This is a genomic window from Mycobacterium sp., from assembly GCF_035314665.1.
Classification (GTDB): Bacteria; Actinomycetota; Actinomycetes; order Mycobacteriales; family Mycobacteriaceae; genus Mycobacterium.
In genome coordinates this window covers 1-25,034 of the sequence record NZ_DATFZD010000215.1, presented here as the reverse complement: position 1 = coordinate 25,034, position 25,034 = coordinate 1, and the positions used below count along the sequence as shown (strand labels likewise).

Genomic DNA, 25,034 nt, shown 5'->3' with positions numbered 1-25,034 from the left:
CGCGGGCGTTTCCCGAGCCAAGGAAGCGGCATTCAGCAGCGCCGTCAACCGTCGCCGACGGGCGTCGGGATCGATTGCCGGTAACGGAGCATTCGGGTCGGCGATGCCCAGTAGGTCATCAAGCAGCAGCAAGTCCTCGGGGTCTGCGTCGGGAACGCGGTCGCGCACTCGATCGCGAGCGGTCTGCCCGTCAAGATCGCTGACACCGAAGGCGGCGCGTAACAGCCGCGCGACGGCGTGGAAGGCAAGTTGGCTGGTATGCGACTCGCAGAAGGTAGTGAACACTTCCACACTGCGGTTACTAGCCATCGCCGCAACCTCGCGCACTAGACGGCTCTTGCCGATGCCAGGTGACCCCACCACCTCGACCACTACGCCGTGCCCGTCGATGGCACGGTCCAACAAGCCCTCGGCGGCGTTCATTTCCCAGCGCCGACCGACCAGGTTGGACTCAGCGCGCCTGACCGTCCGATCCTGGCGCATGCCCAGCAGGCGGCAGACCGGAACGTTGTCATCGGCACCCTTGATCCGAACCGACTCAGGCTCACTGAGAGCCGCTGCGCCATCAACGAGTCGTGCTGTCGACGCGCTGAGCATCACGCCGCCAGGTGGAGCGACCGACTCCATTCGTTGAGCCATCCCCACCTGCTCGCCGATAGTGGTGTAGCCCAAGGAAGCCGAACCGACTTCGCCGGCGATCACTTGACCCGAATTGAGCCCTACGCGCAAGGCCAGTTCGACGCCGTCATGATCGCGAACCTGCGCGGCCAACCGTGCGAGTTCGTCCTGGATTGCCAATGCCGCAAGACACGCCCGCACGGCATGGTCCTCCAACGCTAGAGGCGCTCCGAAGACTGCCATGATCCCGTCGCCGGTGAACTTGTCCACCGTGCCGCCGTAGCGCTTCACCATCGCTGTCGTGATGTTGACGACTTCGGCCATGATCTCGCGCAACCGCTCCGCCCCGACGGCAGAGGCGATGTACATCGAGTGGACCACGTCGGCGAATAGCACCGTCACCTGCTTGTACTCGGCCAATCGAGTGGCTGATGCAAGAGGCGTACCGCACTCGCTACAGAACTTGGCCGTCGGGCTTGACTGCGCGCGGCAGGAAACACAGAACAGCCCCGCCGCGGTCAGTCCACCGCCACCATCCCCGCTGGGGTCCACGTCAGTATCGTTTCACTGCTGGTCAACGATCTCCGTCATATCGCTGTGCCATCTTTGACACGAAGTTTCGAGACCCTCGTATGTCGTCTATTTGGAGACGGCAGCGGTAGTCTCCGACCGTCGTCATTGCATTGCCTCAGCCCACGCCATGTGCCCCTGGTAGCCAAGCGTTCTCGCCGACCTCGCCCGGCTTGGTCACATCGGCCTCCGAATAGATCGCGGTGACGCCGAACTCCTCCTCGATGCTGCGCCGCTCTTGCTCGACAGCATCCTGGTCACCGAAACCGTTGAAGGTCACGTTCGCGCCCTCGGCTGCAAACGCGCGTGCGATACACGACCGATACCGGAAGTGGAGCCAGTTACCACGACGGACTTTCCGTGAATCACCAGGCCGCCGCTCCCTTCTCGCCACCCCGGCCGTCACCGTCAGGGCCGCGCCTCGAAGATGAGGTTGAACGGTGTCTGTGTCGCCCTCCGGAACCGCGTGAACCCACCGTCATCGACCATCACTTTCCTCAGACGCCGTTCCCCGGCTTGGGCGCCCAAGGCCGGTCCCTGCCGCGCGAGCGACACCGGAACACAGATCAGCGATGATGCACCGTAGTACAGTCGGCCGACCGGATTCAGGTTCTCCGCGACGCTGTCGCCGGCGAACGGTTCGACGAGCAGGCAGTGCCCGTCGGGTTTGAGTGCCTGTCTGGCGTGCCGAGCCGCGCCGGACGGGTCTGCCATATCGTGCAAGCAGTCGAAGAACGCGATGAGGTCATAGTCATCGCCCCGGTAGGACGTGGCGTCGGCGAGCTCGAAGCTCGCGTTGTCAACTCCCGCTGTTGCCGCGCGCTCGCGCGCGGTTTCGATCGACTCGCCGTGATAGTCGATGCCGACGAACTGCGAACTCGGAAATGCCTGCGCCATAAGGATTGTGCTAGCGCCGTGCCCACAGCCCACGTCGGCGGCCTTGCCGCCAGCAGCGAGCTTCTCGATGACGCCGTCGAGCGCGGGCAACCACGACGCGACCAAATTCGCGTTGTAGCCGGCCCTGAAGAATCGCTCGGTGCCGTAGAACAGGCACCGATGATGCTCGCCCCATTCCATGCCGCTGCCGCTACGGAAATTCTCGACCGCACGGTCACGTACATAAAACAGGTCTTGGACGATCTGGTACGCGCCCGCCAGATCGACCGGACCTTTCGGATCGGCGAGGCAGAACTCCTGCTCCGCGGTCAAGTAATACGTGTCGTCGGCTTCGTCGTATTCGACATAGCCGCCCGCAGCCTGATTCGCCAGCCACTCGCGGATGTAGCGTGCGTTCGTCGCGGTCTTCTGCGCCAGCTCCTCTGCTGACAAACGGTGCCCGGCGAGCGCCGTGTACAAGCCAAGCTCGTCGCCGATCAACATCAGCACCGCGCTCACCGACGCGCCGAGATCCCCGATCGCCTTGCCAAGAAATGCATTGAGTTTGTCTTCGGTAGCGGTCATCGCCAGCTCCTCTGTTCACCGCGGCTCAACGCTAAACCGGTCCGGCGTCAACCGGCGCTGATTTCACATCTCCCGGTTTGTCTACCGGCTACGCGCAGCACGCGGTCGCTGCGGTCATCAGACCCTCCGCCGCTTCCGGCCCCCGGTTTCCCAGTTCACCAGCATAGGGCGCAAGGCGATTCCCCTGAAGAGGGTTTGATCAGGTCGCATCAGCGACACGTCTCTGTGCCTCGGGGCGTGGCCGTCTGGGTCGGATTCCGCCGATGTACGAGGTAGGAGCGCGTCTGTTGTGAGATTCTCCAGGGGTGTCCGCTGCTGCGGCGGCTGCTCCTTCGGGGGTGGTGACGTTTCTGTTCACCGACGTCGAGGGGTCGACCCGTCGGTGGGAGAAAGACGCGGATGGAATGCGGTTGGCGCTGGCCGCGCACGACGAGGTGCTGCGCAACGCGATTGAGGCCCACGGCGGCTTCATGTTCAAGCACACCGGTGACGGCGTGTGCGCCGCGTTCGCCTCGCCGCGCTCGGCGGTAGATGCCGCCGTGGCCGCGCAGCGGGCGCTGGAGTTGCCGGTGCGGATGGGGATTGCGACCGGCGAAGCCGAACTGCGTGAGGGCGACTATTTCGGTGCGGTGCTCAACCGTGCCGCGCGGGTGATGGCCGCCGGGCATGGCGGTCAGATCCTGCTGGCCGAGTCGACGGCGGGTCTGCTCAGCGGCGTCGATCTGGTGGACCTGGGGCCGCGGCGGTTGCGGGATCTGCCCACTGCGGTTGGGGTATTTCAGGTACGAGCGCCGGGCCTACGCACGGACTTTCCGCCGTTGCGGGCACTCGATGCGAGTCCGGGGAACCTCCGGCCTCAGACCACCAGCTTCATTGGGCGCGAGTCGGAGGTCGCCGATGTGCAAGCTGTCCTGCAGGCGCATCGGCTGGTGACCTTGACCGGGGTGGGCGGGGTCGGCAAGACCCGCCTGGCAACCGAAGTCGCAGCGCGGCTTGCCGATGAGTTCCCAGACGGGGTCTGGGTTTTCGAGCTTGCCGCAGTCAGTGATCCGGCGGCGGTGCCCGACGCCGTGGCATCGGTGCTGGGCATCACCCAGCAACCGGGCAAAACCGTGAGCGAATCGATTGCCGCCGCGCTGGAGGGCAGAGTGCGGTTGTTGGTGTTCGACAACTGCGAACACGTGCGCGACGCCGCCGCAGATCTAATCGAGGCGATCCTCGCGCACTCAGCGACGGTGAGGATTTTGGCCACCAGCCGTGAAGGTTTGGGGGTCGCCGACGAACAACAGTGGCTGGTGCCCTCGCTGGATGTCGGCGCGGGCACCGACTCGGCGGCGGTGAGCTTGTTTGTTGAACGCGCCCGTAGTGTGGCGCAGCGATTCTCGGTGACCCAGCCAAGCGAGGCGCTCACGGTCCTGGAGATTTGCCGCCGCCTCGATGGAATCCCCTTGGCCATTGAGCTAGCAGCCTCCCGGATGGCGTCGATGACCGCCAGTGAGGTATGTGATCGTCTCGGCAAGCGGTTCCGGCTGCTGGTCGGGTCGCGGCGCGGACTGGAACGCCACCAAACGCTGCGCCACGCGGTGGCCTGGTCATACGACCTGCTCGATGACTCCGAAAAAGCGCTGCTGGGCCGCTGTTCGGTCTTTGCTGGTGGATTCGATCTCGAAAGCGCCTGCGCCGTAGCCGGATCAGACGACGCCGATGACTTCGCCATGCTGGATCTGCTCGATACTTTGGTGCGCAAGTCGTTGCTTGTCGCCGACCGGTCTTCGGGGCGGACCCGGTTTTCGATGCTGGAGACGGTCCGCCAGTTCGCTGAGGAGCAACTCGTCGCGAGCGGGGCGGCGAATGACGTGCGAAACGCCCACGCCCGTCACTTCGCCGGGCGCGAAACCGACATCATGTCCTTGTGGGACAGCCCCCGACAACGGGATTCGTACGAGTGGTTCGCCGTCGAGCTGGCCAATCTGCGCACGGCGTTTCGGTGGGCCGCCGACCAAGGCGATCTGGATGTCGCCGCCACCATCGCCACCTATGTGGGGTTGCTCGGCTGTTCTGGCGAAAACTACGAACCCATAGCCTGGGCCGAGGAGCTCATCGAGCCCGCCCGCGCCGTCGACCACCCCAGGCTGGCGTTCCTGTACGTGCAGGCGTCGTTGTGCTGCGTCGTCGGACGCATCGAGGAGGCTGTCGGCTATGCCGACGCCGGCCAGACGGTTATCGCCACTGGCCACTACGAGGTGCCGTTCGGCCTCGAGGGCGGGCTCGGCAGTGCATACCTGTACATCGGCCAGCCCGAACGGTACGTCGAGGTCCTCCGCAGCCAACTGGCACGCGGTCACGACACCAATACACTCACCAGGTCATTTCTCGTACTCGGCCTGGTGGCCGCCGGATCCATTGACGAGGCGATACTCGCCACCAACGGCCTCATCGATGCCGCTGAAGCAACCCGCAATCCCTATATCCTTGCGTACGCACTTCTCGCGTATGGATTTGCCTTCCGCGACGCTGATCCCGGACGCGCGCTCGAAGCCCTACGTCGTGGCCTGGTCATCGCGCAAGACAGCGGCAACCGTCTCTGGGAGACACAACTGGTGTTCATGCTGTCCGGACTCGAGGCCCAACACGGGGACCGGATGGCCGCGTTGGATTACCTCACCGTGGCCATCCGCAATCACCACGAGTCGGGCACCACCGGTATGATCCACAACCCCCTGGCCGTCCTGGCCTCCCTTCTCGACCGGCTCGGACGCTACGAACCAGCGGCCACCATCGCTGGCTTCGCAGCGTTCAATCCCCTGGCCGCAGCGACGGTCCCCGAGATCACCACCGCGATCACCCACCTGCGCGATCTTCTCGGCGACCAGACCTACGAGTCGCTTGCCGGCAAGGGCGAGTCCATGACCACCGCCGCGATGGTGACGTACGCCTACGACCAAATCGACCAGGCCCGAACAGAACTCGAACACCCCAGCTGAATGCCCCCTCAGGAGCCGAGGCGCTCGGCGAGGGGGTAGGTGTGCAAAAGTCTGTCCGAGCGCCGCATCCACGCTCACCGCCGCATAATCAGGGACCGCCCGGACGGATCACCGTCCGGGCATCCTTGTGCCACTAAACCGGCCAGTAAAGGTGACCGCCGTCCTGAAGGCCGCTGAGGCGTCCAGATACCACCCGGTACTAACACTCATCGCGCTGACCGGTCTCCGCCGAGGGGAAGCGCTGGCACTGCGCTGGGACCGGGTCAACCTCGACGCCGCTGAGTTGAAGGTGCAGGACACGCTCGGCCGGATCGGCAAGGAGCTGGTGATCGACGAGGCTAAAACGGAGCGGTCGCGGCGTCCTGTGCCACTGTCCCCCAGCCTTGTAGCGATGCTGCGCCGCCACAAGGCTGCCCAGAACGCCGAGCGGCTGGCGGCAGGCGACCAGTGGGAGGATCACGGGCTGGTGTTCACCACCGCGTTGGGTCACAAAATCGAGCCACGCAACCTGCTCCGCACCATCGAGGTCGCCGCCAAGAAAGCAGGCGTGACCGGTATCGGCGTGCATACCCTGCGGCATTCCGCGGCGACGGACTGGCTGAATAGCGGTGTGAACATCAAGGCGGTTGCCGATTTGCTCGGGCACAGCAGCATCGCGATTACCGGCGACATTTACGGACACACCACCGACACCACTGCCCGCGCCGCCATCGACGGCCGGACTGGAAGGCTAGGACTCTGAGTCGTCCTGGTCGTCGTCCCAGTTGATCGCTTCGAGTTCCCGCCTGGTTTCCTCGGCCCGCGCAGCGGCCTGTCCTTCGGCGCTGGTGTCCTGCGCGAGATTCCTCTCGGCTACGGCCTCGGCTTCGGCCACAAGCGCCTTCAGCCTTCGCTGATGCTCCGGGAGGGTGAACCATTCCTTGCGCGCCTTCCGGAGCACCACCGTGTCGGGGCCGTTCGGTTCGGTCGGCAAGAACCGCAGCGTAAGCAGCGCCGGGACGGTCTCGCGCTCGTGTTGCGTCAAGTTGCGGGTGAACTGCAGGACGAAGCTCAGCCCGGTCGAGTCTCTCGGGTCTTGGGTTACCCCTTTGATCTTCAGCGTTGCTTCGGCCATTGCGTCTCCCCTATCGGCCAGCGGCGAGCAAACTCCTGGTTGGCGCATCTGGTGGCGCAGAAACCCCCTAGGGGTATCGTCCGAAACCGCCAAAAACACCCTCTGACCTGCGTCGGGCTGACAGGATTTGAACCTGCGACCACTTGACCCCCAGTCAACGGAAACGGTTCGCACGCTAGACGGCGCCGTGATGGGCCTTAAGCCCCCACCCGTGCCGGACACCAAGGTCATACCTGTGCCGGTGGCCGGAGTCCATGCCGCCCGCGTTGTATCGGAATGAGCGCCACGAGCCCGTCGAGTCGTGGGCGGCCGAGAAGTTGGCCCGGCTATCTGGCCGCCGCCGTAGACATTAAATACCGCAATATCAAAGGCGATCCGTTGTGGGCATTCGCCGCAATCTCGGGGCCAGGCAGCGGATAATTCACGTATGTCGGAGCGCGCGCCGACTTCGGCAACGGTTACCAGGCTCGCAGGGTGCTGTCTGTTGGCCGCGTCGCTGGCGGCGGCATTGATGTTCCCAGTCGCGGGCGGTGTTGGGCTGTTGTTCAACCGTGCGTTCGACGTTGTCGCCGACGAGTCCGCACAAATCCTCGAAGGTGACGTCCCGCAGGTCTCGACGATGGTCGACGCCGCGGGAAACCGGATCGCCTGGCTGTATTCCCAGCGGCGGTTCGAGGTCCCCACCGACCAGATCGCCAACACGATGAAGCTGGCAATCGTGTCGATCGAGGACAAGCGGTTCGCTGAGCACTACGGGGTGGACTGGCCGGGCACGCTGACCGGCCTGTCCGGCTACCTGTCGGGCAACCTCGACACCCGCGGCGGATCGACCATCGAACAGCAGTACGTCAAGAACTACCAGTTGCTGGTGACCGCGCAGACCGACGCCGAGAGGCGAGCCGCTGTGGAAATCACACCCGCGCGCAAACTGCGCGAGATCCGGGTAGCGCTGACGCTCGACGAGAAGCTCTCCAAAGCAGAGATCCTCACCCGCTACCTCAACTTGGTGTCGTTCGGCAACGGCGCGTTCGGTGTGCAGGATGCCGCTCAAACCTACTTCGGCGTCAACGCCTCGCAGCTGAACTGGCAGCAGGCCGCGTTGCTGGCCGGCACGCTGAAGTCGACGAGTGCGCTCGACCCGTACACCAACCCCGAGGGGGCACTGCAGCGGCGAAACGTCGTGCTCGACACCATGATCGACAATCTCCCCCAGTATTCCGACGAATTGCGTGCCGCCAAAGCCCAGCCACTGGGCGTGCTACCCCACCCGAATGAGCTGCCCGGTGGCTGCGTCGCCGCCGGCGATCGCGGCTTCTTTTGTGACTATGTACTGGACTACCTCGCCCGAGCCGGCATCAGCAAGGAGCAGGTTGCCCGCGGCGGTTATCTGATCCGCACGACGCTGGACCCCAAGGTGCAGACGTCGGTCAAGGAGGCCATCGACAAGTTCGCCAGCCCGACGCTCGACGGCATCGCCAGCGTGATGAGCGTGATCAGGCCCGGCAAGGACGCGCATCGGGTGTTGGCGATGGCCAGCAACCGCACCTATGGCCTCAACAGCGACGCGCAAGAAACGGTGCAGCCGCAGCCCTTTTCGCTCGTCGGTGACGGGGCAGGCTCCATCTTCAAGATCTTCACCACGGCGGCTGCGTTAGACATGGGCATGGGTATTAACGCTCAACTGCAGGTGCCGGGCTTCTTTCAGGCCAAAGGCTTGGGCAGCAGCGATACGCCCGGCTGTCCCAAGGAAACCTGGTGCGTGGCAAACGCGGGCCGCTACCGCGGTTCGATGAACGTCACCGATGCGCTGGCAACCTCGCCGAATACCGCGTTCGCGCGGCTGATCCAGCTCGTCGGGGTACCGCGCGCGGTCGACATGGCGGTCCGGCTGGGGCTGCGGTCCTACGCGATTCCGGGAACGGCGCGCACCTACGACCCGACCAGCGGTGAAAGCTTGGCCGATCTGATCAAGCAACAGAACATGGGCTCATTCACTTTGGGTCCATTCCAACTAAACGACCTCGAGCTCTCCAACGTGGCGGCGACCCTCGCGTCCGGCGGCATGTGGTGCCCGCCGAGCCCGATCGACAAGATCTTCGACCGCAAAGGCAACCAGGTGTCCGTGAACGCCGAGGCCTGTGACCAGGTGGTGCCGGAAGGACTGGCGAACACGCTCGCGAACGCCTTGAGCAAGGACGATCAGGGCAGCGGCACCGCAGCGGGCTCGGCCGCCGCCGTGGGTTGGACCCTGCCGCTGTCGAGCAAAACCGGCACCACTGAGTCGCATCGATCGTCGGGATTTGTCGGCTTCACAAACAACTACGCGGCGGCCAACTACATCTTCGACGACACCGGCGCGCCCGCGGGCATCTGTTCATTCCCACTGCGCAGGTGCGGGAAAGGTGACCTGTATGGCGGTAGCGAGCCCGCTCGCACCTGGTTCGAGGCGATGAAGCCTATCGCCACCGATTTCGGCGACGTGCATCTGCCGCCAACCGATCCGCGCTACGTCGACGGCGCGCCGGGCGGCCGGGTACCTGATGTGTCCGGCCTGACTGTGGACACGGCGCGTCAGCGGCTCAAGAACGCCGGTTTCCAGGTCGCCGACCAGCCCACCTCGGTCAACAGCTACGCACCCTACGGCGCCGTGGTCGGGACCACCCCAAACGGTCAAATCATCCCCGGGTCGATCATCACGATCAACATCAGCAACGGAATTGCGCCGGCACCGCCGCCGGCTCCGGTCCAGCGCGGGCCGATTGTTGCGGCTGACGGTCCAAGCGAACCAGCCCCTCCCCCGCCGCTGGTCATCCAGATCCCTGGGCTGCCGCCGATCACCTTGGGAGCGCCACCGCCGCCTGGACCACCTGGCTAGAAAACGGCCCCGGGAGGGGCCTCCGGGAGCCATTTCCGCTGGTAGCGGGACGGGATTCGAACCCGCGACCTCTGGGTTATGAGCTATGTGCCGGGAGTTCTTCCTTGCTCGCCTAGACTCAAAAGTCCAGGTCAACCAGCCTGAGCTCGGAAGTTCAAGTGCACAACGCTATGCGGGTGTGACCCGGTTATATCGGCCAGATTTCTGGATGCTTCGGGTGTTGGAGCGGGACGGCGCGTGGCAGCTCGCGGCGATCAGAAGTAGAGATCGTGTCGAGCATCAACACCACGTAGCGTCGCCATCCGCCGCTTGAGGGATCCATGGTCCAGAGCACGCTGTTGAGCATCGACAAGATCCGCGGCAGATCCTCGGCGACTAGGTCCTGGCGGACCTGCCCGGCCCGCTGGGCGCTGACGGTTAGATCGCTGAGGGCTTCGTCGAGCTGCTTGGAGATGTTGGTCAGGACGTCGGCTCTCCTGGCTGCGGCGAGAAGATGGTGCTCGCTTGCGCCGAGCGCCGTTGCGGCCTCAATGAGTCCGGCGAGGCCGGCCAGCGGGTTCGGATTGCGTTTAGCGTGTTCGATTGCGGGTGAGATGTTTTCGTCGATGATCTGATCGAGGGTGGCGCGGATCAGATGGGCCTTGCTTGGGAACCGGCGGTACAGGGTGCGCTCCCCCACCCCAGCACGCTCGGCGATCGCATCGATCGGGGCATCGGGTCCTAATTCGGCGTAGATGTCGCGGGCGGCGCGCAGGATGCGATCGGCATTGCGCGCAGCATCGATCCGCAGTGGCCGATCGGCTGACGTCGTCATGCGGTATTTCCCTGATGGTCGTTTCGCTGCCAACGCTGTCCTGCCAACGCCACTGGCATTCGGCGCCGCGCTACTCGCGGATGACCCCGCGAAGTGGCATCAGCCCGAGTTCGTTGTGGCTCATGAACCCTGGCGGTGCATCCACGACGGCGGGGATCGCGTTCGCGGGACCCATCGCAGTCCAGGTGTAGCCGGGCAACGCGTAGCCGCCGTCGGGATCCTTAGCCCCTTGCAGGATCAGCTCAGTGGATGAATCACCCTCGATCACGATCCGGTAGTGGTAGTGCTGCGGCCAATCCTCTTGTGGCTCAATGGCATCGAATGTGTCCATTGTGTAGATCTCGTGGAAGACGATGAGCGGTCTGTTGTTTACCCATGATGTCCATTGGTGGTGCTGGCGGGCGACGGTGCCTTTCTTGATCACGCCTGTGAACCCCGGCATGTCGCTGGTCTCGCTGCCCTCGAAGGGGATGTCGCGGGTGGCGACCCCGAGTTCGACTTCGGTCGTGTACTTGTCGACTGTCTTGCCCATTCCCTCCACGATCATCGCCATCGACTGCGCGAACAACGGCCACGCATTGCCTAGGAGGTTCGGGCCGTCCCGGAACGTTTCCGGATCGCTGCCCATGCCCATTTCGTATAGATACTTCAACGTGTCTCTGCCGAAGTTCACGACCTCGTAGATGTGGATGGTGTCGATCTGGCTGACGATTCGGGCCAGCGTGAGAACGAGCAAGTCCCCTGCGAAACCGGGATTGACACCGCCGGCGTGGAACGAGGTGCCGCCCTCGAGGCACGCTGCGTGGATCTTGTCGATATCGGCTTGGCTTTGTTCGGTTCGGTACCACCATGCGCCACCCGAAGCGACGACGTTTTTGCCCGAGCGCAGCAGACGGCAGACCTCGTCGGGGTCAGACCACAGCGGTGCATAGAAGATGCAGTCGGCGTCGAGGGCTTCGATAGCGTCCTTGTCGTTGGTGGCGAACACCCCGGTCGGCGCCTTGCCACAGAGGTCGCCGGCATCTTTGCCGACCTTCTCAGGACGGTTGCAGAGCACCCCGACCAGTTCGTAGGCAGGGTTGTGGGCGAAATGGCGCAATGCGATCGTTCCGACGTTGCCGACGCCCCACTGGATAACGCGATACTTCTTTTCGACATGTGGTGTGGTCGTCACCGCTTGCCCTTTTTCGAGCGTCGCCATTGTTCCTCCTTCGATTGACGATGACTGCTTCTCGTCGCGTGCGGGTGACAGCTCTACGACTCGGCGCCTGTGTTGATCCTCACCGGCAGCCGTGGCAGAGTGCAGGTTGCCGACGGCCATTTGATCGCGGGGCTGTACCCGGGTGCGACCTCGAAATCTGTTATGCGACTTATCCATTCGGTGACGACGGTGGTCAGCTCCATCCGCGCCAAATGCGCGCCAAGGCAGCGGTGCGGACCGCCGCCGAATCCCCAATGCTTGTGGATTTTGCCGTCCATTACCAGGTCATCGCCGGAAGTCGCATCGCTGCCATCCCGGTTGATCGCGCCGAGGCAGAGTCGCAGCTGTGCTCCCTCGGGGATCGTGACACCTGCGACGGTGACGGCCTCGGTGGTTATCCGCCCGACGACCGGCGCGGCGGGCTCCAGCCTCAGCATCTCCTCGACGAACATGCCTACCTGGTACGGCTTTTCGCGTAGGTAATTGCGCAAGTCGGGGCGCTGCGCCAGCTCTAACAGTGTCGCGCCGATCGCGGAGGTCACGGTGTCAAGTCCGGCCAGGACGAGCACGAATGCCAGACCAAGGGCCTCCGTGTCGGTGAGCGCATCGTCACCCGAGAGGACCTGGGAGAGGATGTCGTCCCCAGGGTTCGCCCGATGTGTGGCGACAGCATCGGTGAGATACTCGTAGAGTTCCACCGCCGGAATCAGGTCGGCGCTGTCCGGCTCGCTGACCAGGCCCAATGCGATGATCGCGTCCTTCCACCTGATCAGCCGCTCTCGGTCTTCGAGCGGGAGGCCAAACAGTGTGAGGAACACCTGCGACGGATACGGGGTGGCGAGGTCGGCCATCACCTCGCATTCCCTCCGCGCGGCGATGGCGTCGATGATCTCGATCGCCTGTTCGCGAAGGGACGGTTGCATCGGCCCGAGCGTCTGCGGGCTGAAGAACGGATGCAGGATTCTGCGGTAGCGAGTGTGATCCGGTGGATCACACGCCAGCGGTATCAGCGGTACTGGACTGATGAAGTCGTCGAAGCCCCTTGACGACGAGAACAGAGCCGGATTGCGCAGCGCTGCAAGTACATCCTCACGGCGAGTGAGGTAATACCAGCCTTCGCCGGTCACCACTGGCCCCATGTCCCGCAGCGTCTTCCAGCCGACACTCCTCGCGGTAGCCAGCGGTAGATCGGCGTAGTTGATTTGCGGGAGTGTGGTGATGGCGGCTGGCTCGGTCATTTGATCGACACTCCGGCATCGACTTTGAACTGCAGTCCGGTAACGAATCGCGATTCATCGGAGATCAGGAACAACACCGCATTGCTGACGTCTACGGGCTCGATGAACGGCGTGGGCATGGCGTTGACAAACATCGGTATCAGGTCCGGACGTTCTTCACCGAGAGTGGCGCCGAAAGACGACGGAATCATTCCGGTGGGCGTCCCGGTTGGATGCACTGAGTTAACCCGAACACTCTGTGCAGCAAGCTCATTGGCTAGCGCAATCGTCAGACCTACAACACCGTGCTTGGCTGCGGTGTACGGAATTTGTAGCGGGAACCCCTTCATCGCACCGGCCGAGCTGATATTGACCAAGCTGCCGCCACCTTGCGCGAGGAGGTGCGGTATCGCCGCGGCGCAAGTGTTCCACGTCCCGATCAGGTTCACATCGACTACCGTGCGCCAGTGCTCGGAAGTTGTTCTGTCCCAAGGGGCGACTGTCAGGACACCGGCGTTGGCGACGGCACCGTCCAACCCGCCCAGTTCGTCGACGCCATCGCTGGCGGCTGAGCGCAATGCCGCTTCGTCACGGACATCAGCGACTCGGCTCACGCAGCGGCGCCCGTGTTCGGTGACCAAACGGACGGTCTCGGCTAAGTCATCCTCAGTAGCCAGGTCGTATTCGATCTCCGGCAGGGACCGGCAGAGGTCGATGAGAATAAGATCCGCGCCTTCCTCGGCGAGTCTGAGCGCGTGACTGCGCCCTAAACCCCGTGCGGCGCCGGTGATCAACACTCGCTTGCCGGCGACCCGCCCGGTCGACTGCGCCGTCACGTCACCACATCAGTCCGCGAATGATCTCTGCCTGCGGAATGTCCTCGACGGCGATGAGCCCCTGGGGGGCGCGACAAATCCAGTCGATCGCGTTAACCACCCGAGCTGCCGTGGAGAGACATCCCGCCTCTGTGACGTCGAGCCCGGGGTGTGACACATGTGTGTTGAGCTCAACGCGGGGATCTCCGTCAACCACGACTCGGTGGACACCGGGGTGGCCTTCGGGCGGGTACGCCCATTCTGGTGCCGAGGCGTTAGTGAGTCGCGTGATGTGTTCCATGGTGATCACCGGAACTCCACCGCGAACACCCTCGACGGCGAACTTGACCGCGGCCATCTGTCCCGGCTCCACCGTCGCCATCTTGCATTCGATCCGTTTGTCGGTGTACCACGGCTCGATGCGTTGTCGAACCTCATCGAGTTGCACTCCCAACTGCTCGGCGAGGTTGCGAACCGCTCCGCCCCACATCGTGGTGAGGACGCCCGGCAGGAACAGCATCGGCGTCTCGTCCTCGGCGCTGACACCGAAACCCATTTGCTTACCGGTGAACTCGAAGTCGTCATAGTTGCCGTAGTCGAAGATCTCCTGAACAGTGATCGATCTGGCGCGTGTGGCCAGGCTCAGCGCGGAGTGCACCTCGGTGTCGCCGGAGTAGCCGGGGTCGATGCCGTTGACGTACAACGAAGCGTTGCCTGCCTTGCAGGCTTTTTCCAGCGGTATCCGCAGCCAATCGTCTGCCTGACGAGGTGTCACGAGCCACACCATCGACGTCGCGGCGATGTTGATGCCCGCGGTGAGGAACTTGGACATCTGCTCGATGACTTCCATCGGCCGTGTCTCACCCTGAGCGGTGTAGACCACACAGTCCGGCTTCAGCGCAATGAGCCCGTCGATGTCATCGGTCGCGATCACGCCGGTCGGCTCGCTCGACCCGCACAATTCGGCCGCGTCGCGCCCGATCTTGTCCGGGTTGGCGGCATGCACACCGACCAGTTCCAGGTCGGGACGTCCGATGATCGCCTTCAATGAGTGGATCCCGACGTTTCCGGTGGAAAACTGAACTACTCTGCGCATCCTGTGTCTGTCCGTCCTTGATCAGTAGTCGGGAATCGGCAACGGTGAATTGTTGGAGTCGATTCCGCCGTCCACGTGGAAGATGGCGTTGGTCGCGTAGCAGTCGCGCGTGGACAAATAGACACACAGCCGTCCGAGGTCGGCGACGTCACCTAGCCGGTGAAGCGGCGTCGATTCCTCCATCTTCTCCCGCGACCCGGGCATCATGTCCAGGCTGCCCTGCAGGCCGTCGGTCGCAAAGGACCCTAACGCGATGGCGTTGACCCGTATCTTGGGCGCGAGTTCCTGCGCCATCGCGCGGGTGAGGGCTTCGAGGCCGCCCTTGGCAACGCAGTATGCGGTCAGTGCGCGAATGCCGAAACGCGCTGAACCGGAAGAGATGTTGACGATCGACCCGTGTCCGGCCGCGATCATGTGGGGTGCGGCGAGCTGGCTCATGATGAATGCGGATGTGACACACCAGTCGAACGTGTGCCGAAAATCGTCGTCGGTGATGTCCAGGAAGCGTGCGTAAGTCGAGCCGCCGACGTTATTGATGAGGATGTCGATGCGCCCGAGCTTCTCCATCGCGGTGTTGACGACGCGCTCGCCATCGGGCCGGCTCATGGCGTCTGCGACGAGCGCAAGTCCCTTGCCGCCTGCGGTTTCGATGCTCGAGATTGTTCCGACGATGTCCGCCTCGGTGCGCGCGGTGCCAACCACCGTCGCACCCGCCTCGGCGAGAACCCGGGCGATGCCCTGTCCGACACCCTTGCCTGCCCCGGTGACGATCGCCACCTGCCCGGTCAGATTGAACTGCTCCAGCGCCATTCAAATCCTCTCGTCCCCATCATGTGGTGCTCATCTAACAAATAAAACTGACCAAAGTCAACGGACTCACACGCGCGAATCACCGGCGCAGGGCGATACCCTCTACCCCATGGCGGGCATAGGGACCAGAGGTACGGACTATGGCAACGGTGGATAAACCGTCGGCGCGGGAGACCAAGCGCTTGCAGACACGGGAGCGCCTGATGGGAGCTGCCATTGCCGAGTTCAAGCGAGGCGGCATGGCCGATGCCGACGTCGGGACGATCGTTGCCGCCGCCGGAGTCGCACACGGCACCTTTTTCTTTCATTTCCCAACCAAGGAACATGTGCTGTTGGAACTCGAACGGCGCGAAGAGGAGCGCATCGCCAAACAGCTCGACCGATTTGTGGACACCGCGCAAGATCTGTCCTCCATACTCAGAGAGGCGGTTCGACTCGTCCTGGGTTTGGAGCGCCGCCTCGGTGCCAGTCTCTTCAAGGACTTTCTTGCTCTGCACTTCTCACAGACCCGTCCCGCGGACGAAAGCAAAGAGCATCCAGTCATCCTGCGAGTCGCCCAAGAGATCGAGCGAGCCCAGCAACTGGGCCACGTTGCACCGGAGGTCGTTCCGGTGAACAGTGCCGTGTTCTTCCTGCTGGGTCTTTATGCGCTGCTGACCACGACACACGATTGGCCAACGCAGAGCGCGATGCTCGACGACTATGTGGCCAGCACGCTGCGCAGTATTGAGAAGCACTAGCCGATTGACGATAGTCAGTCTGTGCGCGAAGATCGGGCCAGCCGATCCGTAGGAGGAATCTTTGAATTCGCCCACGTTGACCGCCACAGGCAGCCAGATCGACGACCACTTCGAGCAGTCGCGCGTCGCACAGCGGCAGGCCGACAAGTGGCTCATCTCGGGCAGTATCCTCATCGGAACCGCGGCCCTCGGCATCTTCGGCCTCCCGTTGTTTCTCCGGGGGGTTTGGCTGCAGCGGAGGGCGCAACGCGACGGGTTCTCGGTCCGGCCGATGCTGGTGACGTTGCTTGGTTACCTGGTCATCATCGACGCCGCCATCAATACCGTGGGATGGGCGCTCGACCTGGTCGCCAATCACACCATCCTGGCTCGAATCCTGTTGAACGGCTGGGGCGCCATGTTCGACGCCGGCTATTTCTGGCACTACAACGAACTGTGGGTCGGCGGTGCGGCAGGGCCAGGCGAGAAAGCCCTCGAGGTGGGTCTGATCCTCACGGTTTTCACCATGCGGATCGCGGCCGCGATCGGCTTCTTACAGATGAAGCGGTGGGGCCACCAATGGATGGTCATCACCTGCTGGATGGGCGTGCTGATCTGGTGCGTCTACGTATTCAACATGACGATGTTCGCCGACGTGCGCTACGCCGGGGTCATATTCCCAGTCGTCGGCTGGTGGCTCTACGACATCTTCTACATCACCCCATTCCTCGCGATTCCCTACCTGCACACCATCAACCGCGAGATCTTCACCGACTGACTTTGCAAACTATTGACCTTACTCATTGACTCTGGTCAGTAATTACGCTACAAAGGCTAGACCATGGCGCCACAGGTCAAGGCCACGGCACGCGAGGTGCGTCGGCGACAAACCCGGGAACGCATACTCGGCGCGGCGATCGCCGAGTTCAAGCGCTCGGGGATGACAGGCGCCGATGTGAACGCGATCGTCGCGGCCGCGGGCGTCGCGCACGGTACGTTCTTCTTCCACTTCCCTAGCAAGGAGCATGTGCTTCTTGACCTGGAGTTCCGTGAAGAAGCACGCATCGCCGCGGAATTCGCCAAATATCTCGAAGACGCACACGGGCTTGCTGCCGCGTTAACAGAAGTGGTCCATCTTGTGGCCGGCCTGGAGCAGCGGCTCGGTCCGCTGCTCTTCAAAGAGCTACTGGCGCTGCATTTCTCTCCGACACGCCCCAATAAGGACGACTGGAGCGATCATCCCGTGATCGTCCTGCTCGTCGATGAGATCGAGCGGGCGCGATGCGATGGCGAAGTGCATCCGGAAGTGGACGCCTTCTACAGTGCGACGTTCTTTCTGCTCGGCATCTACGGCGTCCTCACCACAACCGACAATGCCGACAAGCGGGACACGATGCTGACGAAGCTGATCGCTACCGCCGTGCGCGGTCTGGAGGTCCGATGACGCGATCGCCTGTGCCACAAGCCATGAACAAGCCACAAGCCATCAACAAGGAGGTCTGAAGTGGATTGGATCTGGGAGATCCTGCGCTATGTCGCAGCTTGGGGAGGGACGGGACTGGTCATCTGGTTCTGGTACTGGATGTTCTCGAATCTCGGCACGTTCTGAGCGTCGATGATCGAGCCTTCCGACGCCCATGCAATGGCGATCGAACGCAGTTGCGCCGTAACGGCGGTCGCCCTCAGCGGGCGGCGCCGCGAGGGTGCGCGCCTGGTGACCGGTGAGCATCGCGCGTTCAGTCTGAGTTCACACCTCAATTTCGTGCACGTCCCGTACCCATCGATCGAAAGGGACTGGACTCGCAGGACCCTGACATGCGGTGTGGCACTTCAATGTTCACCATCAAAGGAGCGACTCGCAACGTTTCGGCTGAACGAGCTGTCGGCACGCGAACTGCGGGCGATCACTCTCGTCGACGCCAGCGTGGCCCTAGGGTGGATCGCCTCGAACTGGCCCGGACTGCTCGTTGAAGCGCACCGGGTGCTGCCAAACCTCCCAGCGTTGCCCGCCGATACGGATGCCGGCGAGATGGTCAACCGGGCGATCTCGATGTCGCGCAGCGCCGCGCCGCTGGGCGTTCATCCACTCTTGGGCCGATTGCCCCTGGCCTACACAGCGCCTCAAAGTCTGCCTGACAAATTGCGTCGCAGCTTCGGCAGAATGCCTTGGACCACTACGCAGAAACGGCTGCCACGCCCGTACTCCGTTCCGGTCGGTGGCGACGGCGGCGTGCGCAACCCCAACCTGCCGCCGCCCAGTCGGCCTCAGGACAACGACCTCGATATCACTCCAGAGCACCGGCCGGGCATCCCCTACCCCGAGTGGAATTCCTGGACAAAGAGTTTCATGCGGGACCATGTTGCCGTTCTCGAACGCAGGCATGCGACCCCGACGCGTTCACCGGGCTCTGTGTCCGCAGAGCTGCGGAAATGGTTTGAAGAACACACCCACCGGGCAATGAAGAACCGCCTCGAGGACGGCTCGGACCTGGACGTCGAGCAGTACGTGCGTCACTACATCGACCTCGCGACCGGCGAAGCGATCGAACCGCGCATCTTTCGCGACTTGTTGCCCACCAGCCGCGATGTCACAACGGCGCTATTGCTGGACGGCAGTTCGTCATTGGGTGTGCACGGCGGACGGATCTTCAAACTGGAGTTGGCCTGTGCCGACGCTCTGTCGAATGCGATGACACTCGCGCGGGAGCGCCATGGAATCTTCGTATTCACCGGCAACACGCGACACCGTGTCGAAGTCAGTTGCCTCAAGGACTTCCAGGATCGGCGGTTCGTGCCGCCAGGCCGACTCGGTCTGGCCACCGGCGGCTACACCAGACTCGGTGCACCATTGCGCCACTTGACCAGTCGGCTTCTTGCTCAGCCCGCCGAGCGGCGGCTGCTCATCGTGATCGGCGACGGCCTGATCTCCGACGAGGGCTACGAGGGGCGCTATGCGTGGGCCGATGTCGCGCATGCGATCGAGGAAGCGAACGACGCCGGCGTCTCTATCTACTACCTAGGTGTCGGACCGACCCGCGTTGACCCGCTTCCCGAGGTCTTCGGACCCCGCCGCTCCCAGCGCATCCGGCGGGTCGAGGAGCTTCCGCGGGTATTAGCCCACGTTCACCGTGAGCTGGTAACCGCATGACCGACAACACGCTGGGGAACAAATGACCACCGACACCTATTACTCGAACGGCAACGAAGTCCAGTTGTTCGAGCAGGCCCATCGGCAACGGCTGCCGGTGATGCTCACCGGCCCGACCGGCTGCGGCAAGACGCGACTGGTCGAACACATGGGCCTGCTGCTGAGCCGACCCGTGGTCACTATCAGCTGCCACGACGATTTGACCAGTTCGGACCTCGTGGGCAGGTTCATGGTGACCGGCGGCGATGTGGTGTGGACCGACGGCCCACTGACTCGGGCCGTGAAGGCCGGCGCGATCTGCTACCTCGATGAGGTCGTCGAAGCACGCCACGACTCACTGGCCATCCTGCATTCGCTGACCGACCACCGCCGTGCTCTCTACCTCGACCGGGCCGAGGAAGTCGTCAAGGCGCCCGAAACCTTCATGCTCGTCTGCTCCTACAACCCGGCCTACCGCAGTTCGCTGAAGGAACTCAAGCCATCCTTCCGCCAGCGCTTCGTCACGCTTCCGATGCGGTATCTGCCCGCGGACCGCGAAGCCGAGGTGATCGTCGCCGAAGCGGGCATCGAGCCTGCGACCGCGAAAAGGCTCGTTGCCTGCGCCACCGCCATCCGGACCGCCGACCACGCCTTCCACTTCGAGCCGCCATCTACCCGCGTCCTGGTCACCGCCGCACAGCTGATCGCCTCCGGCGCAAACGAATTAGAGGCGGCCGAAGCCTGCATCCTCGCACCACTGTCGACCGACGGTGCCATCAACGACGGCTTACGCGAGGTCGCCGTCGCCAGCCTCGCCGCCGCCGACAGCTCGCGCACGTCTCACTAGCAGAACCGGGAAAGGAGTCACCACCATGGATCAGAAGGAACGACAGCGCAAGAAAGCGCTCATCATCTTGCAGATCGTCATCTACGGCTACCTGCTGCTGATGTTTGGAATTCAGCTCTACATGTCCTTTGCGCGCGGCTGGTGGGAATTGTGAATCTTCTGCTACTGAACCGGCTTTCGAGCGGGAAATCAGCCGCACCCGATGACCCGGTCAGCCTCGAGGACCATCACGACGAATCCCGTCTCGCGCAGCGCCGGGCCGACAAGTGGATGATCGCCGGAGCCGCCCTGATGGGGATGTGGGCGCCGGGCCTAATCGGCTTCCCCATCTTCATGCGCGGAGTCTGGCTACAGCGCCAGGCCTTACGGGCAGGTCTGTCCGTGCGGCCGATGATCGTCACCTTGATCGGTTATCTGGTGCTGATCGACGGAGCCCTCAACAGCCTGGGCTGGGCACTGGATCTGGTCGCCAATCACACGTTGATCAACCGTGTGCTGATGGTCGGCTGGGGCAACATGTTCGACGCCGGTTACTTCTGGCACTACAACGAACTGTGGGTCGGCGGCGCCGCCGGCCCCGGCGAGAAAGCGTATGTGGCGGGGTTGATCCTGACGGTGTTTGCGATGCGCTGCGCCGCGGCGATCGGCTTCCTGCAGATGAAGCGGTGGGGCCACCAATGGATGGTCATCACCTGCTGGATGGGCGTGGTCATCTGGTGCGCCTACGTGTTCAACATGACCATGTACGCCGACGTGCGCTATGCGGGCGTGGTATTCCCCGTCATCGGCTGGTGGCTCTACGACATCTTCTACATCACGCCGTTCCTGGCGATCCCGTACCTGCACACCGTCAACCGCGAAATCTTCACCGACTGAACACCTTAAGGAGCACAGCTGTGACTTCACCTCTACCCACACCGGCGTTTACCGAAGACAAGGACCCAGGCGAAGATCTGCCCCCTGGCACCACGCCGTACTACGCCAGAATGCACAAGTACATCAAGCGGGCGGTCATCGTCTGTCTGGTCGCCCTCGTCATCGAAGGTGCCTTCACGCTGCCCTTCATGGCGGTCTACTACGGCTATCCGACTCTGAGCCTGACCCAGATCTGCAGTGAATTGCTCAAGGTCCGCTACTCCGACGACACCTTGGAGTGCAAGGTACCTTATCCAATGTTGGGGCCACCCGAGGGCGCCGAGGGCAAGGACACCGCCCGGGACCAGTGGGGCATCCAGCCGGTTCCGAAATATCACCGGCTCAAATTCCGCGAACTGGTGCGCATCCACGATGCACGTGTGGCTCGCCAGGCCGCACAGCAGCAAGGTGCTCCGCATCCGTGACCAAGGCACTCGAGGAGCACGCACACAACTGGGATCTTCGTCACGAGGATTTTCAGGACAATGACTTCCTATATGAGGTCTATTCGGTCATGCGTCGGAATGCGCCCTTCGCCCATACAGATACGCCGTTTCTGAGCGCCACTCCCGGCGGCGCGTGGGTGGCAACGCGATACGCGGAGTGCTACCGGATTCTGCAGGACTGGGAGCACTTCTCCAGTAACCCGACGCCGGAAGCGTCTGAGCAGCTCGCGGGCGATCTAGTGATCACCCTGGATCCGCCTCGGCAGCAGAAGTTCCGTAAGGTGCTCAACCCCTACTTCTCGCCGGCGCGGATGAAGGCGCTGCGGCCACAGATTCGGGATGAAACGGACCAGTTGATCGACGCCTTCGTTGAACTGGGGAGCGGTGACCTCGCTCAGGTCGCCTGGCGACAGCCGGGCATCGTCTTCTTCAAGTATCTCCTCGGATTGCCGATCAACGACGTCCCGCTGTGTATCGAGTTGACGGACACCGCGCTCAACGGTGAAACCGAGGAAGCTCGGATGGGTGCGTGGGGCGGCCTCTATCAGCACCTCCATGATGCGGTGTCGGCGCGAAGCACCAAGCCTCCGCAGGACGACATGATCGACGTGCTCCTCAATGCCGAGATCGACGGTGAGCGGCTGCCTTTCAGCGACGTTGTTGCCAATGCCATGCTGCTGGTGCAGGCAGGCCTAGAGACGACCGCCAACGCGATGTCGTTCGCATTCCACTATCTGGCAACGCATCCCGACGAACGCGACCGGCTCGCCGGCGAACCGGAGATACTGCCACGAGCCGTCGAGGAGTTCATTCGCTTCGGCGGATCGATTCACGGCATACCGCGAACTGTCGCCAAGGACGTCGAGCTCGCCGGACAAACCTTCTGCCCTGGCGAGTCGGTACTGGTGAACTACGCCTCCGCTAACCGCGACCCGGACGAGTTCCCTGAACCCGATCGGTGCATCCTCGATCGCCGCGATAATCGCCACCTCGGATTCGGGGCCGGAGTACATCGCTGCCTCGGATCGAACCTCGCCCGCCTGGAATTTACGGTTGGTCTTGAGCAGGTGCTGTCGAGGATCCCGGACTACACCCTTGCGCCCGGCGCCGATGCCACGTTCCACGGCAACTCCGTCACGAGGGGATTCCGAAAGATTCCCGTCGTCTTCAGTCCTGGAATGACAACAGCCACATGACATTTCGGGTGGTTCAGTGGACAACGGGCAACGTCGGCACGAAGTCGGTACACGCGATCGTGGAGAACTCGCTGCTCGAGCTGGTCGGATGCTACGCGTGGTCACCGGACAAGGTCGGTCGCGACGTCGGGGAATTGTGCGGCATCGAACCACTCGGCGTACTGGCCACCGACGACATTGACGCCCTCATCGCACTCAAGCCTGATTGCGTTGCGTACAACCAGATGTTCGCCAACGTCGACGATCTGGTCCGGATTCTCGAGGCGGGCATCAACGTTGTCACTACGTCGGAGTTCATCACCGGCCATCGACTCGGCGAGGGGCGCGAACGCATCGTCACGGCGTGCGAACTGGGTGAGTCGACAATCTTCGGCAGTGGCCTGAACCCGGGCTTCATCGAACTCTTTGCGATCGTTTCGGCAGGACTCTCCGACAGGATCGACCGGGTGTGCATCGTGGAATCGTTTGACACGACGATCTACAACTCGCCGGAGACCGAGAAGATCATGGGGTTCGGATACCCGATTGATCACCCGGACCTGCTGGCGGTGACCGAGGAGGGGTCGGGGATCTTCCGCGAAGCCGTCCTCATCGTCGCCGATGCGCTGGGGGTTGAGCTCGACGAAATTCGTTGCGAGGCCGAATATGCCGAAGCCACCGAAGACGTCCATCTTCCCGGGGACTGGGTCATCGCCAAGGGTTGCGTGGCGGGAATTGACGTGAGCTGGAAGGGCTTTGTCGGTGACCGTGATGTCGTCGAGGTACGTGGGGTGTGGACCAAGGGTCAATCGCTGGAGCCTAAATGGACGATGGGCTTCGGATACAACATCACCGTTGAAGGCCGACCGACGATCAAGACAACCCTGGCGTTCGAGCCGCCCGCAGATTTCGTCGCAGAGACGATCGAGGAATACATCCTGCTCGGTCTGACCATCACAGCCGTGCCGGCCATCACCGCGATACCGGCCGTCGTCGCCGCGCCACCCGGCATAGCGACCTATAACGATCTGCCACTACTACTTCCGCGTGGAGTCATCAATGCCTGAAGAGACATATCGAGTTATCCGGCTGGTGCGCAGATGACCGAACAACGAGAGACGCAGCTTCATCACGTCGTGTTCGCCGTCGCGCCGGAGCGGCAGGCGGCCGTGGCGCAGATGTTCACCGAACTCGGCTTCAGCTTCGAGAACACCGAGCTGACCGAACTCGGTTTGACGATTCATTTGGACTGGAACGGCGGTGTCGAACTGATCAGCGCCATCCCCGGTGCGTCCGCCGAAGTGGCAGCATCGGTCAGTGAATTCGTGAAGCGCAACGGCGACGGCGTGTACACCGTGGTACTCCGCGTCCCGGGGGCATCCGATGCCGAAGCCATCACCGAACGCTACGGGTCGAAAATCCGTTTCCGGCAGAGCATTTCCGGTGAGGGTTCGTATCTCGATGAAATCGACCTGTCGGTATTCGGCCTTCCGCTGACCTTGCTGTCGACCAATATCCCGTGACGAAGCCAGCAGCTAGGAGACGTCGTGACCGTTGACGCGGCCAGGCCGAGTGTTTTCGACGCCGGACTACCCACCCTGAGTTATGACCTGACCGACACCCCGCAGCAGATCTATCCGCAGTTCCAAGCGGCCCAGCAAAAGGCGCCGATCGCTTTGGGACCCATTGGCCCCGAGGTACTCTCGTACGAACTTGCCCGGACGGTGCTTCGTGATCCACGGTTTGTCATCCCTCCGGGAATTCATCTCTCCGCACACGGGATCACGTCGGGACCGCTGTGGGACAGAGTCACCCGCAGCATCTTGAACATGGAAGGTGACGAACACCGTCGACTGCGCAGCCTCGTGTCCAAAGCTTTCACGCCGCGGGCGACGGCGCGCATGGATGACACCATCCACGTCGTCGTCAACGAGCTCATCGATCACGTCGCGGACTCGGGTCGTTGCGAATTCGTAACGGACGTCGCACGGCCATATCCCATCCCGGTCATCTGCGCGTTGCTTGGTGCACCTCGTGAGGATTGGCAACAGTTCTCACGGTGGGCCGAGGACATCTTCAAGATCGTGAGCTTCGACTGCGATCTCGCCGAGGAAGAGCCCGTCATCCTCAAGGCGTGGGGTGAGTTCGACGACTACATCGACGACATGGTCGTGCATAGGCGTCGACACCTGACCGAAGATCTGCTGTCTGAGCTGATCGGCATCGAAGA

24 protein-coding genes and 1 pseudogene are annotated in these 25,034 nt (G+C 63.0%); 15 read left to right on the top strand and 10 right to left on the bottom strand.

Annotation, left to right across the window (positions count from 1 at the left end; translation table 11 throughout):
- From VKI00_RS16100 to VKI00_RS16090, 3 genes are all read right to left on the bottom strand, one after another.
- Positions 1–1,170, bottom strand: a 1,170-nt coding sequence (locus VKI00_RS16100; RefSeq protein WP_414687216.1) for an adenylate/guanylate cyclase domain-containing protein, incomplete at its 3' end; no start/stop codon positions are given.
- A gap of 136 nt (positions 1,171–1,306) precedes the next feature.
- Positions 1,307–1,468, bottom strand: coding sequence for a hypothetical protein (locus VKI00_RS16095; protein WP_324439029.1), 162 nt, complete (start codon positions 1,466–1,468; stop codon positions 1,307–1,309).
- A 128-nt stretch (positions 1,469–1,596) separates the two neighbouring features.
- Complete coding sequence (locus VKI00_RS16090; protein ID WP_324439027.1) at positions 1,597–2,649, bottom strand: class I SAM-dependent methyltransferase; 1,053 nt, start codon at positions 2,647–2,649, stop codon at positions 1,597–1,599.
- A gap of 305 nt (positions 2,650–2,954) precedes the next feature.
- Between VKI00_RS16090 and VKI00_RS16085 the strand changes: the two genes are divergently transcribed.
- A complete protein-coding gene (locus VKI00_RS16085; protein ID WP_324439025.1) occupies positions 2,955–5,633 on the top strand; it encodes an ATP-binding protein in 2,679 nt (892 codons plus the stop codon).
- A 151-nt stretch (positions 5,634–5,784) separates the two neighbouring features.
- Positions 5,785–6,375 carry a site-specific integrase gene (locus tag VKI00_RS16080; protein WP_324439023.1) on the top strand — a complete coding sequence of 197 codons (591 nt, stop codon included), beginning with the start codon at positions 5,785–5,787 and terminating at the stop codon, positions 6,373–6,375.
- On the opposite strand, the gene VKI00_RS16075 is transcribed toward VKI00_RS16080, so the two are convergent.
- Positions 6,364–6,747 (bottom strand): hypothetical protein, encoded by a 384-nt coding sequence (locus tag VKI00_RS16075; RefSeq protein ID WP_324439021.1) that lies wholly within the window; start codon positions 6,745–6,747, stop codon positions 6,364–6,366. The genes VKI00_RS16080 and VKI00_RS16075 overlap by 12 nt on opposite strands.
- 427 nt (positions 6,748–7,174) lie before the next feature.
- Between VKI00_RS16075 and ponA2 the strand changes: the two genes are divergently transcribed.
- A complete protein-coding gene (gene ponA2 / locus VKI00_RS16070) occupies positions 7,175–9,622 on the top strand; it encodes a transglycosylase/D,D-transpeptidase PonA2 (RefSeq protein WP_324439019.1) in 2,448 nt (815 codons plus the stop codon).
- 187 nt (positions 9,623–9,809) lie between these two features.
- Here the strand turns inward: ponA2 and VKI00_RS16065 are convergent, their stop codons facing one another.
- From VKI00_RS16065 to VKI00_RS16040, 6 genes are all read right to left on the bottom strand, one after another.
- Positions 9,810–10,436: a helix-turn-helix domain-containing protein gene (locus VKI00_RS16065; protein ID WP_324439017.1), complete on the bottom strand. Its 627-nt coding sequence runs from the start codon at positions 10,434–10,436 to the stop codon at positions 9,810–9,812.
- 70 nt (positions 10,437–10,506) lie between these two features.
- Positions 10,507–11,637: a dihydrodipicolinate reductase gene (locus VKI00_RS16060; protein ID WP_324439015.1), complete on the bottom strand. Its 1,131-nt coding sequence runs from the start codon at positions 11,635–11,637 to the stop codon at positions 10,507–10,509.
- A 53-nt stretch (positions 11,638–11,690) separates the two neighbouring features.
- Positions 11,691–12,875: a cytochrome P450 gene (locus tag VKI00_RS16055; RefSeq protein WP_324439013.1), complete on the bottom strand. Its 1,185-nt coding sequence runs from the start codon at positions 12,873–12,875 to the stop codon at positions 11,691–11,693.
- Positions 12,872–13,651: a mycofactocin-coupled SDR family oxidoreductase gene (locus tag VKI00_RS16050; protein ID WP_414687217.1), complete on the bottom strand. Its 780-nt coding sequence runs from the start codon at positions 13,649–13,651 to the stop codon at positions 12,872–12,874. The genes VKI00_RS16055 and VKI00_RS16050 overlap by 4 nt, the downstream gene beginning before the upstream one ends.
- 40 nt (positions 13,652–13,691) lie before the next feature.
- A complete protein-coding gene (locus VKI00_RS16045; RefSeq protein ID WP_324439009.1) occupies positions 13,692–14,765 on the bottom strand; it encodes a dihydrodipicolinate reductase in 1,074 nt (357 codons plus the stop codon).
- Positions 14,766–14,786: 21 nt separating this feature from the next.
- Entirely contained in the window at positions 14,787–15,575 is a 789-nt protein-coding gene (locus VKI00_RS16040) for an SDR family NAD(P)-dependent oxidoreductase (RefSeq protein ID WP_324439007.1), read from the bottom strand.
- Positions 15,576–15,715: 140 nt separating this feature from the next.
- Between VKI00_RS16040 and VKI00_RS16035 the strand changes: the two genes are divergently transcribed.
- The 12 genes and pseudogenes from VKI00_RS16035 to VKI00_RS15980 all read left to right on the top strand — a co-directional run.
- Positions 15,716–16,315, top strand: coding sequence for a TetR/AcrR family transcriptional regulator (locus VKI00_RS16035; RefSeq protein WP_324439005.1), 600 nt, complete (start codon positions 15,716–15,718; stop codon positions 16,313–16,315).
- A 61-nt stretch (positions 16,316–16,376) separates the two neighbouring features.
- The gene (locus VKI00_RS16030) at positions 16,377–17,072 is read left to right on the top strand and encodes a hypothetical protein (RefSeq protein ID WP_324439003.1); all 696 of its coding nucleotides are present in this window, start codon (positions 16,377–16,379) and stop codon (positions 17,070–17,072) included.
- A gap of 63 nt (positions 17,073–17,135) precedes the next feature.
- Positions 17,136–17,738, top strand: coding sequence for a TetR/AcrR family transcriptional regulator (locus VKI00_RS16025; protein WP_324439001.1), 603 nt, complete (start codon positions 17,136–17,138; stop codon positions 17,736–17,738).
- Positions 17,739–17,909: 171 nt separating this feature from the next.
- A complete protein-coding gene (locus VKI00_RS16020) occupies positions 17,910–19,442 on the top strand; it encodes a MorD protein (RefSeq protein ID WP_324438999.1) in 1,533 nt (510 codons plus the stop codon).
- Between the two features lie 22 nt (positions 19,443–19,464).
- Positions 19,465–20,268 (top strand): CbbQ/NirQ/NorQ/GpvN family protein, encoded by an 804-nt coding sequence (locus tag VKI00_RS16015; RefSeq protein WP_324438997.1) that lies wholly within the window; start codon positions 19,465–19,467, stop codon positions 20,266–20,268.
- Positions 20,269–20,293: 25 nt separating this feature from the next.
- Positions 20,294–20,422, top strand: coding sequence for a hypothetical protein (locus VKI00_RS16010; RefSeq protein ID WP_264072759.1), 129 nt, complete (start codon positions 20,294–20,296; stop codon positions 20,420–20,422).
- A complete protein-coding gene (locus tag VKI00_RS16005) occupies positions 20,419–21,144 on the top strand; it encodes a hypothetical protein (protein WP_414687215.1) in 726 nt (241 codons plus the stop codon). The genes VKI00_RS16010 and VKI00_RS16005 overlap by 4 nt, the downstream gene beginning before the upstream one ends.
- A 20-nt stretch (positions 21,145–21,164) precedes the next feature.
- The gene (locus VKI00_RS16000) at positions 21,165–21,608 is read left to right on the top strand and encodes a hypothetical protein (protein ID WP_324438993.1); all 444 of its coding nucleotides are present in this window, start codon (positions 21,165–21,167) and stop codon (positions 21,606–21,608) included.
- Entirely contained in the window at positions 21,605–22,825 is a 1,221-nt protein-coding gene (locus VKI00_RS15995) for a cytochrome P450 (protein WP_324438991.1), read from the top strand. Before VKI00_RS16000 ends, VKI00_RS15995 begins: the two co-directional genes overlap by 4 nt.
- On the top strand, positions 22,822–23,871 hold the full coding sequence (locus VKI00_RS15990) for a dihydrodipicolinate reductase (RefSeq protein WP_324438989.1): 1,050 nt from the start codon (positions 22,822–22,824) through the stop codon (positions 23,869–23,871). Before VKI00_RS15995 ends, VKI00_RS15990 begins: the two co-directional genes overlap by 4 nt.
- A gap of 33 nt (positions 23,872–23,904) precedes the next feature.
- A complete protein-coding gene (locus VKI00_RS15985; RefSeq protein ID WP_324438987.1) occupies positions 23,905–24,327 on the top strand; it encodes a hypothetical protein in 423 nt (140 codons plus the stop codon).
- Positions 24,328–24,351: 24 nt separating this feature from the next.
- Positions 24,352–25,034 (top strand): annotated as a pseudogene (locus VKI00_RS15980) (cytochrome P450); the annotation flags it as partial.

Coding starts and splice junctions, on each gene's coding strand:
- VKI00_RS16090 (WP_324439027.1), bottom strand. CDS start 2,649: ATGACCGCTACCGAAGACAAACTCAATGCATTTCTTGGCAAGGCGATC.
- VKI00_RS16075 (WP_324439021.1), bottom strand. CDS start 6,747: ATGGCCGAAGCAACGCTGAAGATCAAAGGGGTAACCCAAGACCCGAGA.
- ponA2 (WP_324439019.1), top strand. CDS start 7,175: ATGTCGGAGCGCGCGCCGACTTCGGCAACGGTTACCAGGCTCGCAGGG.
- VKI00_RS16065 (WP_324439017.1), bottom strand. CDS start 10,436: ATGACGACGTCAGCCGATCGGCCACTGCGGATCGATGCTGCGCGCAAT.
- VKI00_RS16060 (WP_324439015.1), bottom strand. CDS start 11,637: ATGGCGACGCTCGAAAAAGGGCAAGCGGTGACGACCACACCACATGTC.
- VKI00_RS16055 (WP_324439013.1), bottom strand. CDS start 12,875: ATGACCGAGCCAGCCGCCATCACCACACTCCCGCAAATCAACTACGCC.
- VKI00_RS16045 (WP_324439009.1), bottom strand. CDS start 14,765: ATGCGCAGAGTAGTTCAGTTTTCCACCGGAAACGTCGGGATCCACTCA.
- VKI00_RS16040 (WP_324439007.1), bottom strand. CDS start 15,575: ATGGCGCTGGAGCAGTTCAATCTGACCGGGCAGGTGGCGATCGTCACC.
- VKI00_RS16035 (WP_324439005.1), top strand. CDS start 15,716: ATGGCAACGGTGGATAAACCGTCGGCGCGGGAGACCAAGCGCTTGCAG.
- VKI00_RS16025 (WP_324439001.1), top strand. CDS start 17,136: ATGGCGCCACAGGTCAAGGCCACGGCACGCGAGGTGCGTCGGCGACAA.
- VKI00_RS16020 (WP_324438999.1), top strand. CDS start 17,910: ATGATCGAGCCTTCCGACGCCCATGCAATGGCGATCGAACGCAGTTGC.
- VKI00_RS16015 (WP_324438997.1), top strand. CDS start 19,465: ATGACCACCGACACCTATTACTCGAACGGCAACGAAGTCCAGTTGTTC.
- VKI00_RS16010 (WP_264072759.1), top strand. CDS start 20,294: ATGGATCAGAAGGAACGACAGCGCAAGAAAGCGCTCATCATCTTGCAG.
- VKI00_RS15990 (WP_324438989.1), top strand. CDS start 22,822: ATGACATTTCGGGTGGTTCAGTGGACAACGGGCAACGTCGGCACGAAG.
- VKI00_RS15985 (WP_324438987.1), top strand. CDS start 23,905: ATGACCGAACAACGAGAGACGCAGCTTCATCACGTCGTGTTCGCCGTC.